The sequence below is a fragment of the Nitrospirota bacterium genome (genome assembly GCA_015233895.1).
In the GTDB taxonomy this organism is placed as follows: domain Bacteria; phylum Nitrospirota; class Thermodesulfovibrionia; order Thermodesulfovibrionales; family Magnetobacteriaceae; genus Magnetomonas.
On record JADFXG010000001.1, the window covers coordinates 36,025 to 51,348 of the forward strand.

General features: G+C 43.2%; 12 protein-coding genes. 4 read left to right on the forward strand and 8 right to left on the reverse strand.

Translation table 11 applies throughout. The features are described 5' to 3' along the window. Positions 1-2: 2 nt before the first annotated feature. The 8 genes from dnaB to ftsH all read right to left on the reverse strand — a co-directional run bounded on the left by dnaB (position 3) and on the right by ftsH (position 7,449). Entirely contained in the window at positions 3-1,373 is a 1,371-nt protein-coding gene (dnaB, locus tag HQK88_00165; protein MBF0615211.1) for a replicative DNA helicase, read from the reverse strand. 81 nt (positions 1,374-1,454) lie between these two features. Further along, positions 1,455-1,898, reverse strand: a complete 444-nt coding sequence (locus HQK88_00170; protein MBF0615212.1) for a 50S ribosomal protein L9 — start codon at positions 1,896-1,898, stop codon at positions 1,455-1,457. 629 nt (positions 1,899-2,527) lie between these two features. Then, positions 2,528-3,199 carry a SurA N-terminal domain-containing protein gene (locus HQK88_00175; GenBank protein MBF0615213.1) on the reverse strand — a complete coding sequence of 224 codons (672 nt, stop codon included), beginning with the start codon at positions 3,197-3,199 and terminating at the stop codon, positions 2,528-2,530. 19 nt (positions 3,200-3,218) lie between these two features. Further along, positions 3,219-3,635, reverse strand: a complete 417-nt coding sequence (locus tag HQK88_00180) for an NUDIX hydrolase (GenBank protein MBF0615214.1) — start codon at positions 3,633-3,635, stop codon at positions 3,219-3,221. After that, a complete protein-coding gene (hfq, locus tag HQK88_00185; protein ID MBF0615215.1) occupies positions 3,610-3,855 on the reverse strand; it encodes an RNA chaperone Hfq in 246 nt (81 codons plus the stop codon). Before hfq ends, HQK88_00180 begins: the two co-directional genes overlap by 26 nt. A 79-nt stretch (positions 3,856-3,934) precedes the next feature. Then, positions 3,935-4,846 carry a tRNA (adenosine(37)-N6)-dimethylallyltransferase MiaA gene (miaA, locus tag HQK88_00190; protein MBF0615216.1) on the reverse strand — a complete coding sequence of 304 codons (912 nt, stop codon included), beginning with the start codon at positions 4,844-4,846 and terminating at the stop codon, positions 3,935-3,937. Between the two features lies 1 nt (position 4,847). Next, the gene (gene folP / locus HQK88_00195) at positions 4,848-5,639 is read right to left on the reverse strand and encodes a dihydropteroate synthase (protein ID MBF0615217.1); all 792 of its coding nucleotides are present in this window, start codon (positions 5,637-5,639) and stop codon (positions 4,848-4,850) included. 37 nt (positions 5,640-5,676) lie between these two features. Next, complete coding sequence (gene ftsH, locus HQK88_00200) at positions 5,677-7,449, reverse strand: ATP-dependent zinc metalloprotease FtsH (protein ID MBF0615218.1); 1,773 nt, start codon at positions 7,447-7,449, stop codon at positions 5,677-5,679. A 288-nt stretch (positions 7,450-7,737) separates the two neighbouring features. On the opposite strand from ftsH, the gene HQK88_00205 reads away from it, so the two are divergent. The 4 genes from HQK88_00205 (at position 7,738) to HQK88_00220 (ending at position 15,234) form a co-directional block, all read left to right on the forward strand. Beyond that, positions 7,738-8,979, forward strand: a complete 1,242-nt coding sequence (locus HQK88_00205; protein MBF0615219.1) for a DUF1015 domain-containing protein — start codon at positions 7,738-7,740, stop codon at positions 8,977-8,979. Between the two features lie 76 nt (positions 8,980-9,055). Then, the gene (gap, locus tag HQK88_00210) at positions 9,056-10,060 is read left to right on the forward strand and encodes a type I glyceraldehyde-3-phosphate dehydrogenase (protein MBF0615220.1); all 1,005 of its coding nucleotides are present in this window, start codon (positions 9,056-9,058) and stop codon (positions 10,058-10,060) included. A gap of 5 nt (positions 10,061-10,065) precedes the next feature. Continuing rightward, on the forward strand, positions 10,066-11,262 hold the full coding sequence (locus tag HQK88_00215; protein MBF0615221.1) for a phosphoglycerate kinase: 1,197 nt from the start codon (positions 10,066-10,068) through the stop codon (positions 11,260-11,262). Between the two features lie 135 nt (positions 11,263-11,397). After that, positions 11,398-15,234 carry a glycosyltransferase gene (locus HQK88_00220; protein ID MBF0615222.1) on the forward strand — a complete coding sequence of 1,279 codons (3,837 nt, stop codon included), beginning with the start codon at positions 11,398-11,400 and terminating at the stop codon, positions 15,232-15,234. Positions 15,235-15,324: the final 90 nt, after the last annotated feature.

Consider the following 15,324-nt stretch of genomic DNA (forward strand, 5'->3'; position numbering starts at 1 on the left):
TATTAGAATGTCTCATCAGTTTCCTCGTAAAAGCCCTCAGTGTTATTGGCAAATTTGGTGTATGCCGCAAGAAAGGACAAATTCACATGGACACCGGCTGGACCATTACGCTGCTTAGCTATATGTAGTTCAACCTTCCCCTTAACCGCCTCGTCGTTACGGTTATACACCTCTTCACGGTATAGAAAAAGTATAACATCCGCATCCTGTTCAATAGCTCCAGATTCGCGTAAGTCTGCAAGTGTGGGAATGGGAGGACGGCGCTGCTCAACAAGCCTGTTAAGCTGGCTAAGCGCTATGACTGGTAAGTCCAACTCTTTGGCAAGCCCTTTTAAGGAGCGTGAGATTTCTGAAATCTCCTGTTCTCTTCTGTCCACCCCGGAGCGCCCCCTCATAAGCTGAAGATAGTCAACCACAACAAGCCCCAGCCCACGCTCCTTTTTTAATCTCCTTGCCTTTGAGCGCATCTCAAGCGCTCCAATGTCTGATGAATCATCTATGAATATCGGCGCATCAGCTAATCTGCCTGCTGCCGCAGTGAGTTTTGGCCAATCACTTTTCTCCATACGGGCTTTTCTTATCCGGTTAGCGTCCACCATCGCCTCGGCACAGAGCATCCTCACAGCTAACTGCTTTTTAGACATCTCAAGACTAAAAATAGCCACCGGCTCCTTTACGTTGATTCCCACGTGCTGCGCTATGTTTAAGCAAAAGGCGGTTTTACCCATCGAGGGACGCCCTCCAATTATTATTAAATCTCCAGGCTGAAATCCGGTTGTTAAATCGTCAAGGTCCTTAAACCCAGAGGGCAGACCGGTTATAGTCTCTTTTCGGTCATGGAGCTTCTCTATCATTGACATGCTGTCTTTTAACACTTCGTTAAAAGAGGAAAAGGACGGCTTGATTCTAAACTCAGCTATCTCAAATACGGATTTTTCTGCAAAATCCACTAATTCATCCACCTCACCGTCGTGAGTGTAAACTCTTGAGATTATATCTGTTGACGCTCTTATAAGGTTTCTCATAAGGGCTTTTTCTCTCAGAATTTTAGCGTGATAAACAATGTTAGCAGCAGTTGGTACAGAGTTTAGCAGCAACGATAAATATGATTCCCCGCCTGCCAGTTCCATTTCTTTTTTATTTCTAAGATAATTTGATACTGTTACGTAGTCAACAGGTTCAGTTTTATCAAGCAGGGTGATAATTGCAGAGAAAATGCGGCGATGCTCATCTTTATAGAAATCCGCTGATGTTATTAAATCCAGGACTTTATATATAGCCTCGTTGTCAAGCATGATAGCGCCAAGAACGAACATTTCAGCCTCAACGTTTTGTGGTTGTACTTTATCTGGCGCTTTATCTTCTGTTTTCATTATGTCTCCTGCCAACAAAAAAACCTCCTAATATCCACTATTAAGAGGCTGTATATGTGTAAAAATATATTCTCAGGCGCTTTATTCCGGCACTACATCCACTTTCAAATCAGCCTGCACCTCGGGGTGTATTCTGACTTTTACTATGTGTTCACCTGTCCGTTTTATGGGAGCATCAAGGAGGATTTTTCTCTTGTCAATGCTAAAGCCCATTGCCTCAAGTGCATCTGCAATGTCCTTATTGGTAACTGAACCGAAGAGCTTCCCCTCCTCACCAGCTTTTGCTGAAATGTTAACCGCGGTTGCCACAATCTTTTTGGCAAAATCCTCGGCGCTTACTTTCAACTTTTTAACTTTCTCCGCAATTATACGCGTCTCATGCTGCAAAAGTTTCATGTTCTTGGGGTTTGCTTCAACTGCAAATTTCTTAGGGATTAGATAGTTTCTTGCATACCCGCGGGCTACATTTACAATCATCCCCATATCACCTACATTACTTATGTCCTCTCTCAATATTACCTTCATTATCTATTCGCTCCTTTCTTTATTCAGTCGCTTATCAGTTACAGACTCTGATAATTCTAACATAATGCACTGTACTTTTTTCAATATTTTTTTATAAGTCGAGATTACAAAATTATAATCGTTTAGGACATGGTAAAGTTGGAAGACACAATTTCTATTTGACAACAGAGGCTGATTTTGTTTGACATCCATTCCCTCAGGGTCTTTAACTGTCTTTGGGCTTATCGTTGGCGCAAGTCTTGCACTAAAGGGAATTTCATCCGTTATGCAGGTTTTAACTGCTTTTGCATCAATAGTATAACGATTTTAAAAAATGCATTTATGAACAAACAAATACTGCTTCTCCTATTATTTTGTCAATGAATTGAAATTCTTTAATTGTTTCTTCATCAAACATGCTCATATTTGCCCTCATTATATCATGTTGCAGTCAATGATATAATTATGCTATATTTTTGACTAACATCCAAAATCATGAATAAGGGGTAAAGAAAAAATATTTATCCGCAGATTACGCAGATTTTCGCAGATTGATATTTCTTTCATCTGTGTTCATCTGCGTCATCTGCGGATTATTCCTTATCTTTTTATCTTTCGGGATGCAACTCTCAATGCTCTGATGCACCCCCCTACCCGATTAAATCTTCTTTGACCTTAAAATGTATCGTTTTCTTAAGTCCGTCAATGTAGGACTTTACGAGTTTTGCTTTTCTTTCTCTGTCCATGTTGGCATAGAGTTTTTCAAGGATTTTCTGCTTGTCCTGATTTTTTAAATCCTCGGAGGGCTCCTCAAGTTTTCCGGCAGTGAGTTCAATAAGCGCTCTTACTTTGGACACTATTAAATCTTCACGTCTTTTTGCCTCAAAAACAGCAGGCGTCATGCGGTTTAGCTCTATGTATCTCATATATATATCCTGTCTGAAGGCGCCATCCCTATTAAAGGTCGGATCATGTAGTATCGTCTCACTCACCTCTCTGTCCGACACATTAATTCCAAGCTGCTTTGCCGCCTCAAGCATAAGCTCATGCTCCACGATTGCATCAAGCGCAACTTTTTTGAGATTCAGCGTCTTTTCCATCTCGGAGTTAAATTTATCCTTAAGGATGCTTGAGTAGTAGTTCTTTATATTGTCATAAACTCTCCAGTACTCCTCTGAATAAATCTTCTTGTCGCCGATTTCAATCAGCGCAACCGATGAGGACTTATCTATAGGCCCCACATAGAAAAATATAAACGATATAATAATCAAAAAGAAAAACACATAGAAAAACTTAGCATGTTTGTGCATAAACTTTATCATCTAAAAAAACCTCCTAATATTAATATACCTGATTGAAATAATCCGCAAGAATCCTCTTATGGTCAAACACTATGGGATTTGGCAAGTTGGACGGCGTAAACACACCGTACTCTGCGGCATCGTCTCCGGCCTGAGCCTCTCCCTGAGCCTCCGCCACATACACAGTCGTTATCGTGTGCATCCGCTTGTCTCTTTCCGGGTCGGAGTAGGTATGAAACTGCCGCAGAAGTTTAACATCAAGGCTAGTCTCCTCTTTAGCCTCTCTGCAGGCCGCCGTTTCAAGCGATTCCCCATAATCCACAAACCCGCCGGGGATAGCCCACCCGTGAGGTTCATTCTTTCTTTTAATCAGCACCACCCCTTCCCGATACCTTATGATTATGTCAACCGTAGGCAGCGGGGATTTCGACTTATTGCTCTTGCTGAGGCTCGTCATATTTAACGCTTACGTCATCCTCAGGCACTATGGACGAGATGGAATGTTTGTAAATCAACTGCTGCCTGGCATCTTTCAAAATTATAACAAAGTTGTCAAATGCTCTCACTGTTCCCTTTAGCCTCACGCCGTTTGTCAAATATACAACAACCGGCATCTTGTCTTTCCTCAGTTGATTTAGGAAAGCATCCTGCAGGCTTGTCGTTTTTACGCCACCCATCTTATGTCTCCTTTATGTGGTTTTAAAAAATAACAGGCTGTCCTATATACAATAAAGAATTTCGCCTAAGTAATTCAAGCTAATTAGTACTTGTCAACGAAATAATTTTATCATAAATTTTTTTGGGATCAAAAATACCTGTTATATCAATCCAGTTGATGTCCTTCTCAGCCCGGAACCATGTCATTTGGCGCTTTGCATAGCGCCGTGTGGCCTGCTTTATGTTTAATACGGCCTCATCACGCCCCACCTCTCCTCTGAAATATGAAAATGCCTCCCTGTACCCAATTGCCCGTGATGTGGTCTTAGAGAGCGGCATATCAAAAAGTACCCTCGCCTCTTCAAAAAGCCCATCGTGCACCATCACATCCACCCTGTCCTCTATCATCCGGTAGAGCTCTGTGCGCTCCCGTGTCAAACAGATTTTTACAAAGCCGCAGTTTACTGAAGGGGTTGTATTTTTTTGAGCCTCCGACATCGGCACACCCAGTTTAAATATCACCTCAAGTGCCCGTATTATTCGTCTCTTGTCGCCTTGTTTTATTTTTAAAGCGGTAACGGGATCAATATAACACAGGAGATTATACAGAAACCCCTCACAATTGGCCTCATCAGAGTCTAACTGCTGCCGCAACTGCCAGTCAGCCTCTGGGCCCTCAAAAAGTCCCTCAGACAGCGCCCTGATATAAAACCCTGTGCCTCCGGCTATCACCGGATGTTTCCCGCCTTTACAAAGCTCTTCTATTATCGGCACTGCCTCAGCCACAAACCTGCCGGCACTGAACTCCTCAGTCGGTAATGCCACATCTATCATATGATGGGGCACTGCACGGAGCTTATCCAAAGAGGGTTTGGCTGTCCCAATATCCATGTACTTATAGACCTGCATAGAGTCGGCACTTATGATTTCGCTCTTAAGTGCCTCAGCAAGTAAAAGCGAAGATTCGGTCTTGCCTACACAGGTTGGGCCCATCAAAACGTATGCTTTCAAATCAGTGGTTCTCCCCCCGCACTATAGCATCAGAAACACGCACCACATCGGCTATCTCCTTAACATCGTGCACCCGTACAATTGATGCACCGTTAAAAATTGAAATAGCTACAGTTGCGGCAGTTCCCATAAGTCTTTTGTCAACTGCGCGTCCGCCAAGAATCATGCTGATAAAGGATTTACGGGATGTGCCAACCATAACCGGTTTTCCAGGCTGTTTAAATCTGTCAAGTCCTCTTAGAATCTGAAGATTATGGTCAAGGGTTTTACCAAATCCTATACCAGGGTCTATCACAATGCTGATATCAGAGATTCCGGCAGACTTAGCCATATTAATTCCCTCATTGAGATACTCTCCGATCTGAACAAATATGTCGTCATAGTGCGGGTTATTCTGCATGTTTTTTGGCGTGCCCAATATGTGCATGATACAGACTGCTCCCTGCGCTTCTGCAATGGTTTTAGCCATATCATTGTCAAATCTGAGGCCGCTTATGTCGTTAACCATAGAGGCCCCTGCGTTTAACGCCTCATGTGCCACCGCTGCCTTATAAGTATCAACTGAAATCGGTACGCTTATGTGTTCAGTGATTGCCTCTATAACAGGAATTACCCGCTTTAACTCCTCATGTACTGTGATTTGTTCTGCACCAGGACGGGTTGACTCCCCTCCAACATCTATAATATCGGCGCCGTCTTCAACCATTTTAAGAGCGCCCTCTATTGCGCGATTTTTTTCAAAAAAAACACCGCTATCGGAAAATGAATCAGGGGTTACATTGAGTACCCCCATTATGAGGGTTTTGTGCGATAAATCCAGTGTGTGGTTTTTAAGAACTAGTTTCAAGGCCGGGATTTCTTTTAAGCTTGACCTCTTCTATAAGTTGTTCTATTTCTGTGTTTTCGATGGTTTCTTTCTCAAGCAACAGCTTGGCCATAGCCTCAAGAGTGTCATAATTTGCCCTTAAAACCTCCTTACTCTCCTGATAAGCGTTAAACACAAGCGACTGCACCTCCTCGTCTATCAACTCGGCAGTTCGTTCGCTGTAGTCTCTGTGCTTGGCAATTTCACGTCCAAGAAAAATCTGTTCCTCTTTCTTACCAAAGGTCAGGGGCCCCAGTTTATCCGACATGCCCCATTCGGTCACCATTTTTCTGGACAGATCGGTAGCCCTTTCAAGATCATTGCCAGCCCCCGTGGTCATGTGATTAAGGGCCAGCTCCTCGGCAGCACGACCGCCCAAAAGCACTTTTAGCGTGTTTGTCAAAAACTCCTTAGAGTACGTATACCTGTCATCTATGGGAAGCTGCTGGGTAACGCCAAGAGCGCGCCCTCGCGGTATTATGCTGACCTTATGAACTGGGTCGGTTCCGGGCGTAAGTTTAGCTACAAGCGCATGTCCTGACTCATGATAGGCGGTGTTTCGCTTTTCCTCGTCATTAATTATCATGCTCTTTCGCTCCACTCCCATAAGCACCTTATCCTTAGCGTGGTCAAAGTCAACCATATCCACAGTCTCCTTTGACGCTCTTGCCGCAACAAGTGCCGCTTCATTGACAAGATTTGCCAGGTCTGCTCCGGTGAACCCAGGTGTGCCTCTTGCTATCACAGCTAATTCCACATCCGGTGACATGGGTATAGTCTTTGTGTGCACTTTTAGAATCTCCTCACGTCCCCGTACATCGGGATGAGAGACTATCACCTGTCTGTCAAATCTGCCCGGTCTCAGGAGTGCCGGGTCAAGAACATCCGGTCTGTTTGTTGCCGCTATAACAATCCGTCCCTCTTTTCCTTCAAAGCCGTCCATTTCCACAAGCAACTGGTTAAGGGTCTGCTCTCTTTCGTCATGACCGCCGCCTAACCCTGCCCCACGGTGCCGCCCTACGGCGTCTATTTCATCTATAAAGATAAGACACGGCGCATTCTTTTTTGCCTGCTCAAACAAATCCCTAACTCTTGAAGCTCCAACGCCAACAAACATCTCTACAAAATCCGATCCTGAGATGGAATAAAAAGGGACATCGGCCTCACCTGCTATGGCTCTTGCAAGGAGAGTCTTTCCGGTTCCGGGGGGCCCCACAAGAAGCACTCCACGCGGAATTCTGCCTCCGAGTTTTGTAAACTTTTGAGGGTCTCTTAAAAACTCTATTATTTCCAGTACCTCGTTTTTAGCCTCCTCCACACCGGCAACATCTTTAAAGGTCACCTTGTTGGATTTGTCAGAGACAAGGCGTGCCCTCGACTTACCAAACGACATGGCCTTATTGCCCCCTACCTGCATCTGTCTCATAAAAAACACCCAGATAAGCGCAAGGAAAATTATCGGTCCCCACGAAAAAAAGAAATTCACATACCATGGGCTTTGCGTTGGGGGTTTTACCGTGATTTTAACGTTTTTGGCTCTTAACTCTTTTACCAGATCAGGGTACTCCATAGTGTATGTACGGAAACTCTTGCCGTCTTTGAGTTTGCCGTTGATTTCATTTTCCCTTATAGAAACCTCATCTACCGCCGCACTGTCAAGCTTTTCGAGAAAATCCGAAAGAATCATCTCCTCCTGCTGAGGCTTCTGAAAACTCAGCATGTTGAAAAGCACTATCATAAGCGAACCGATTAACAGCCATACAAATATATTTTTATACGTATTATTCAATCTTTATACCCTCCACCATTGAGTTTATCACAACTTGTCAATAAAATTCATCTACATTTTTAAAAATATTTTATTTAACCCATGTTTATTTATACGATGGCATCTTTTAACTTAAAAGTACCGATGCTGTTTTAGTCAGGAACATAAAATTTTCATAAATAAACTTAACATATATTTGAATTAATAAAAGCAAAAATGTTAAGCTATCGAGATTTGATTTTAGTTTTAGGAAGGTAAATGACTGGAACAGCTCCATTTATAGGACTTATGTATGACCCGCAGCGGGTGTCACTTGCGGATGTTACTGCACCGCCATATGACATCATAACGCCAGAGATGCAGGCAGGTCTGTACAACAAGAGCCCTTATAACATAGTCAGAGTTGACTGGGCAGAGGAACAGCCCGGAGATAACGATAAAAACAATAAATACATTCGTGCCGCTAAAGCCCTCAAAGACTGGATTGATGACGGCACTATGAAGTTCAGAGACAAGCCGGCTTATTTCTTGTATGAGGTTTCTTACGAATTTGGGGGTTTGCTAAATACGATGCGCGGGATTTTTGCAGCCGTTAAACTGGTTAAACCTGGGGCTGGCGTTTACCCGCATGAAATGACCCACTCTAAACCCAAACAGGACAGGCTTAACCTGATGCACTCCTCAGGAGCTAACACAAGTCCAATATTTTCACTTTATAACAGCAGTAACAATGCTCTTATAGGCGTCCTTAATGCTTATAACGCAACAGCCCCATATTTTGAGTACACAGATTCTGACAAGAAAATGTCCCACAGGTGCTGGATTATAGAGAATGAGGCGGATGTTGCAAAAATAACCAATGCACTTGAGGGTGAAAGCTTTTATATTGCAGACGGGCATCACAGATATGAAACAGCCCTTGAGTACCAAAGGCTTATGAGAGAGGAAAGCGGTGCTCACACAGAGAAGTTACAAAGCTTTGACTACGTACTGATGCTTATAACAAATATAAGAGATGGCGGTATCACTATTTTGCCTACACACAGGATGGTTAACGGAATAACGGCTGGGAATCTGGAGCATCTTAAACAGTATTTTGACGTAGAACACATTGGCCAGAGTGCCGACATAACAGCTCATATAAGAGGCAAAGCACTTTCTTTTGGGCTTTACCTTGGTGGTGGCGGCGGATTCTATACCCTTACATATAAGGGTGTCAGACCGGATGGCGTCAGTGGTATAGACGTTATGGTGCTGCATGACACAGTGTTTGGAAAGGTCTATAATAATGCCGGTGGGTTTGCATATGAAATGAGTGTTGAAAAGACGGTGGAAAGCGTAAGAGACGGGAGGTTTGAAGCCGCCATATTTTTGAACCCCACGAGGGTTGAGGATGTGGAACTTTCGGCGAAACAAGGAGTGCGGATGCCCCCAAAATCCACCTATTTTTACCCGAAAATTCCCACTGGAATAGTTATCAATTATCTGGGCGGACATTAAAAGAGTCCGGCCCCGGATATAGAAAGTGAGGAGACTTCGTCTCCTGATAATTTATTACATATCTGGAGGTTTACTTATGGCAGTTAAAGTAGGCGTAAACGGTTTTGGTAGAATTGGCAGAAATTTCTACAGGGCGTGTATGGGTAACCCTGACATAGAAATAGTGGCTGTAAACGATATAACTGACACAAAGACGCTTGCCCATTTGCTAAAATATGACTCAGTTGTGGGAAATCTCACGGCAGACGTATCAGTGCAGGGTGATTCTATCGTGGTAAACGGCAAAGCCACTAAGATTACCGCTGAAAGGGATCCGGGCAATATTCCATGGAAGAGCTTTGGTGTGGAAATTGTTGTGGAGTCAACCGGCTTATTCACAAAAAGAGAAGGCGCCTCAAAACATCTGGCAGCAGGAGCCGGCTGGGTTATTATCTCTGCCCCTGCCTCCGATGAGGACATCACTATATGTATGGGCGTTAACAACGAGCTTTTGGATCCGGCAAAGCACAAGATTATCTCTAACGCATCCTGCACCACAAACTGCCTTTCTCCTATAGCTAAGGCAATCCACAATGAATTTGGAATCGTCAAGGGTCTTATGACCACAGTCCACTCCTACACAAACGATCAGAGACTGTTAGACCTTCCACACAAAGACCTCAGAAGGGCAAGAGCAGCGGCTCTTTCCATAATTCCCTCAAGCACCGGCGCAGCTAAGGCAATCGGCCTTGTTCTGCCTGACTTAAAGGGTAAACTGGACGGCTTTTCACTGCGAGTGCCGACCCCTAACGTGTCAGTTGTGGACTTAGTGGCGGAGCTAAAAAAAGAGGCTACAATAGAATCCATAAATGCAACCGTTAAAGCAGCGGCAGAGGGCCCAATGAAGGGAGTGCTTCAGTACTGTGACGAGCCTTTGGTATCGGCAGACTTCAAGGGTAATCCACATTCCTCTATCTTTGACCCTGCTCTTACAAAGGTAATCGGTGGCAATATGGTGAAGGTTATCTCATGGTATGACAACGAGTGGGGTTATAGCAACCGTGTAAAAGACCTGCTTATGTACCTCGTATCAAAGAGGTAAGCGCGATGGCACTTGAAACACTGGTAATAAGCGACTTAGAACTGAAGGGTAAAAGAACCTTTATAAGAGTGGATTTTAACGTTCCATTTGACGATGCCGGAGCCATTACGGACGACACAAGAATTCGGAGCGCTGTTCCAACGATAAAAAAGGCAATTGAAATGGGAGCCAGGGTTATCCTGGCCTCACACCTTGGCAGACCCAAGGGTAAACCCAACCCTAAGTACAGCCTCAAACCGGTGGCTGTCCGCCTGCAGGAAATCCTCGGAAAACCTGTGGCATTTGCACCGGACTGTATTGGCCCTGAGGTTGAGAAAATGGTGTCAGCCCTTAAGGATGGCGATGTGCTGCTCCTTGAAAACGTGAGGTTTTACGCTGAAGAGGAAAAAAACGACGCTGAGTTTGCAAAATCATTGGCAAAGCTTGCCGATGTCTATGTAAATGACGCCTTTGGCACAGCCCACAGAGCCCATGCCACCACAGAGGGTATCACAAAACACGTTTCTAAGGCGGCAGCCGGATTCCTTATGAAAAAGGAGCTTGACTACCTTATAAATGCAGTAGAGAATCCGACAAGGCCATTTACGGCCATAGTGGGAGGCGCAAAAGTATCAGGGAAGATAGGGGTACTGGAGCATCTTAGCAATAAAGTCAATAAGATTATAGTTGGCGGCGGTATGGCTAACACTTTCTTTAAAGCACAGGGCTTTGAAATCGGAGATTCACTGTGCGAAGACGAAATGCTTGACACGGCAAAGAGCATTATGGCTAAGATGAAAGCCAACAATGTGGAATTACTGCTGCCTGTTGACTGCGTAATAGCACAAAACACCGAACCTGGGACACAGACCAAAGTGGTCTCCGTAAAAGATGTACCGGCAGGATGGCGAATTCTTGACATCGGCCCTGAGTCTTCAAAGATTTATGCCGATGCCGTTAAGGCATCCAAAACCATAGTCTGGAACGGCCCTATGGGTTTGTTTGAAATTGAGGCGTTTTCTGCCGGAACTTTTGCACTGGCAAAAGCTGTAGCAGCCTCAGGCGGTACCAGTATAATCGGCGGCGGTGACTCCGTGTTGGCTGTCAATCGGGCAGGGGTAGCTGATAAGGTATCGTTTATATCAACCGGTGGCGGCGCCTCTTTGGAACTTCTTGAGGGTAAGGTGCTTCCTGGTGTTGCTGCTTTAACAAAAAAAAAATAGTTTAAACAGATTGTGGAACTAAGGGTATCATCTTACCCTTATTCCACATCGTTTTTTACTTATTTCAGAGTTTGATATTATACAAGGAGGAACAGAGTATGTTTTCTTTGACTGAAAGCTATGCCTTATAACCTGATGAAGGCAAAAGCGAAGGGGCTGCTAAAAAAAGTCAAAAAGCTGCCTTCAGTCAAAAAAGCCCTCGATGTGCTCCTTTATAAGAAGGTAATTGTCTACTGTGATGAGGCGCTGTTTGAATCTGACACAATAAAGATAACGGGCTGGGCTCTATCCAAAGACGCAGTTGACAGAGTAGAAGTTTCAATTGACGGCAAACTAACCGGTGTTGCAGCTTTAGGGGTAACACGAATAGACCTGGCTTTGGCCTATCCTGAGATAGAAGATAGTAAAGAAGGAGGGTTTTCATTTTTTAAGCACCTGGATGAGCCCTTGCAGCCAGGACGGCATGTTGCCTCAATCACAGCTATTTCAAAAGCTGGTGACTTTTCAACCATTAAAACGCGATTCAAGCTGACTGAAAAGATTGAATCACAGACATCAGAAACTGATTTCACTGTACACGCTAATTGCGAAAAAACCATAGTTAACCTGGATTATATAAGTGTCTCAGGATGGGCGTTCTCCTCCTGCGATATTAAAAGTATTCAGATATATATTGATGACACACTTGTTGGAAACGCAAAATATAAATTAACAAGGGGAGATGTTTCCCGAAAGTTTCCAGGCTATAAAAACAGTTTGTTATCAGGATTTTGCTACAGAGACACTACAGAGACCAATCTGTCACAGGGAACTCACACTCTGGAAATAAGAGCCGTCACAGAGCATGGCGTCATAACTTGCTGCAGTAAGACTGTAACTATCACCGAACGCTATGAGTCCGTAGTGAAAAACTCCCCGCCGGAAATAATGTTACATTATGATAATCTGATTTTGGGCACTGGCGTTATTTATATTTATGGGTGGGCGTTGTCTGAAAACGGAATAGCGGCCCTTGAGGTTTACATTGACAAGGTGTATGCAGGTGAGGCTGACTTTGTTACAACTCGTGCGGATGTAAGGTCAACATACCAGTGTATGGAAAACATAGAAAAAGGCTGCTTTTGTTTTATGAAGGAATTTGAGAAGCCGATTCCTGCCGGTAAACATGTTGTCACACTCAGGGCTGTAAGCAGTTGTGAGTTTATAAAGGAAATTAATATAGAGCAGCAGGCAGCTAAACAATATTACCACCTGATACCGGCAATTGCACATGGAGTGTATGAAGAGTTTGAATCCAACCTCTGCATCGATAAGGTGTATATAAATGGCTGGGCTTTTTCTGATGACGGCATTAAAAACGTGGATCTTTATATTGATGGTGAATTTACAGACAAACTCATATTTGGTTTAGAAAGACCGGATGTTGAGTCTCTTTTACCTTGTAAGATTAATGCACTAAAGTCCGGGATGTGTATTTTAAAAGACCTTACTAATAAGCTTTCCAAAGGCAGCCACTGCTTAACGCTGAGAATTTTGACAAATTCCGGATATATAAAAGAAACTTCACAGTTTAAGGATGTCTCTTTAACTTACGGACAGTACATTTCATCTTCAGCAAATACGCCGGAAATAAATATTCATTTTGACTCTGAATTATGCACGGATAAGGTGTATGTAAATGGCTGGGCATTTTCTAATGACGGCATTAAAGATGTTGAACTTTACATAAATGGTGAATTTATAGACAAACTCACTTTAGGACTGGAAAGAATGGATGTTGCAATGCACTTTCCCTGCAAAACCAACACATTGGAATCAGGCATGTATCTTTTAAGGGAACCAAAGGAAAGTATGCCTAAGGGTACGTACACAGCAACACTAAAGGTGCTGACAAACGGCGGGTTTGTCAAGGAATTCTCGCAAATAACAGAAGTCTCGCAGACTTTTGAACAATACCTCAGAGAAAATTTGTTTGAAAGATTATTGTTCATTGACTCTGCCAGTATTACAAGCAGACATCTCCACGTAGTAGGATGGGCTGTGTTTCCCAATGGAATTTCAGATGTTGAGATATTGGTAGATGATATTGTTTACGGACGTGTAGTTCCAGTGCTTTCAAGACCAGATGTTGCAAGGAGCTTTCAGGGGTATGAGGATGTGATGAATTGTGGATTTTCATTTAATATAGGACTCCTTACCCCTCTGGATGACGTTAATCATACGGTTACAGTAAGGGCTAAATCAAAGGACGGGTTAATAAATGAAAAGCGGTGTGCAACCCGGAGTGATTCATACTTTGAGTATCTCTCCAAGCTGGAGATTCCTACTGTTAAAATGGCGCAGAATGAAATGAAGAGATTTTCCTATAACCCAAAGTTTTCAGTAATAACTCCCGTTTACAACGTAGAACCGCAGTGGCTAAACAAGTGCATAGAGTCTGTTTTAAATCAACTTTATGAAAACTGGGAGTTGTGTCTCTATGACGATGCTTCAACGGCAGCTGAGACTCTGGAGTGCTTAAGAGGCTGGGAGGGAAAAGACAAGCGGATAAAAATCTCTTACGGTAAGAAAAATCTGCATATAGCCGGAGCATCAAATGAAGCACTAAGGCTTGCAACCGGTGATTTTATCGCTCCTTTGGATAACGATGATGAGCTCGCACCCCATGCCCTTTTAGAATTTGCAAAACTGCTTAACGATAACCCTGAACTTGATTTTATATACAGCGATGAGGATAAGCTTGATGAGGAGGGGAGACGTGATGTGCCTTTTTTTAAGCCTGACTGGTCTTTGTTTTTATTTCTCAGCATGATGTTTACAGGACACCTGAGTGCTTACAGAAAATCTGTTGTGGATAAGATCGGAGGCTACAGGGAGGGTTTTGACGGCTCTCAGGACTACGACATGACCTTAAGGTTTATAGAGCAGACCTCGCCAAAACGTATAGCGCACATTCCTGAGATTCTATACCACTGGAGAATGATACATGGTTCAGTTGCCAGTGCTTCTGAAAGTAAACACTATGCCTACGAAAATGCTAAAACTGCACTGACGCAATATCTACAAAGAAACTCCATCGATGCAGATGTGGAATTTACTGACATTTTAGGATGTTACCGCCTGAGACATCACTTGAGAATAAAACCAAAGATTTCAATCATAATTCCAACAAAGGACAAGGTTGAATATATAAGCGTGTGTGTCAGTTCAATTTTAGAGAAAACCACTTATGATAACTATGAAATTATCGTTGTTGACACTGGGAGCGTGGATGAGAGCACTTTTAATTTTTACGGCAGTGTTAAAGACAATCCAAAACTTAAGATAGTTCAATTTGAGAGACCGGAATTTAATTATTCGGATGCTAACAATTTTGGCGTAAATAACTCAACAGGCGAGGTACTTCTGTTTTTGAACAACGACACGGAGGTAATAAACGGCAACTGGTTAGAGCATATGGTTGGTTATGCCATGATGGATAAGATAGGAGTGGTTGGCTCTAAGCTTTTGTATCCGGATGACACAATTCAGCACATGGGGGTTGTCGTTGGAATTTCCGGAGGCGCCGCGCACATTTGTAAACATTACAATGATAAGATACTTATGGGATCCCCATTTCATCATGCAAAAGACTTAGTAAGAGATGTAACGGCCGTAACCGGTGCTTGTCTTATGGTTAGAAGAGCGGTCTATGATGAGGTTAACGGTTTTGATCCTGACTTTAAGATTGCCTTTAATGATATTGATTTTTGTCTGAAGATTTGGAAAGCGGGATATACGAACATTTACACACCCCACGCAAGGCTCTACCATCATGAATCCATATCGGTTGGAACACTTGATGAGACACACCGAAATAAGTCCTTATTTGTTTATGAAGTGGATTTACTTCAAAGCAGATGGAACGTAAGGTCTTTCAAAGACCCTTACCACAATCCTCATCTTAAACACGATTTCTCTATAACACTCTGAGTTAGAGAATTTTTGAACATTACGGATATTGGCTATCTCTGATAAGTTTCTTTTTTTTGAATATATTACGTATAATTTATATATAGCTGT

Coding starts and splice junctions, on each gene's coding strand:
- gap (MBF0615220.1), top strand. CDS start 9,056: ATGGCAGTTAAAGTAGGCGTAAACGGTTTTGGTAGAATTGGCAGAAAT.
- dnaB (MBF0615211.1), bottom strand. CDS start 1,373: ATGAAAACAGAAGATAAAGCGCCAGATAAAGTACAACCACAAAACGTT.
- HQK88_00220 (MBF0615222.1), top strand. CDS start 11,398: ATGAAGGCAAAAGCGAAGGGGCTGCTAAAAAAAGTCAAAAAGCTGCCT.
- HQK88_00205 (MBF0615219.1), top strand. CDS start 7,738: ATGACTGGAACAGCTCCATTTATAGGACTTATGTATGACCCGCAGCGG.
- HQK88_00170 (MBF0615212.1), bottom strand. CDS start 1,898: ATGAAGGTAATATTGAGAGAGGACATAAGTAATGTAGGTGATATGGGG.
- folP (MBF0615217.1), bottom strand. CDS start 5,639: ATGGGGGTACTCAATGTAACCCCTGATTCATTTTCCGATAGCGGTGTT.
- HQK88_00175 (MBF0615213.1), bottom strand. CDS start 3,199: ATGATAAAGTTTATGCACAAACATGCTAAGTTTTTCTATGTGTTTTTC.
- hfq (MBF0615215.1), bottom strand. CDS start 3,855: ATGGGTGGCGTAAAAACGACAAGCCTGCAGGATGCTTTCCTAAATCAA.
- HQK88_00215 (MBF0615221.1), top strand. CDS start 10,066: ATGGCACTTGAAACACTGGTAATAAGCGACTTAGAACTGAAGGGTAAA.
- ftsH (MBF0615218.1), bottom strand. CDS start 7,449: ATGATAGTGCTTTTCAACATGCTGAGTTTTCAGAAGCCTCAGCAGGAG.
- HQK88_00180 (MBF0615214.1), bottom strand. CDS start 3,635: ATGACGAGCCTCAGCAAGAGCAATAAGTCGAAATCCCCGCTGCCTACG.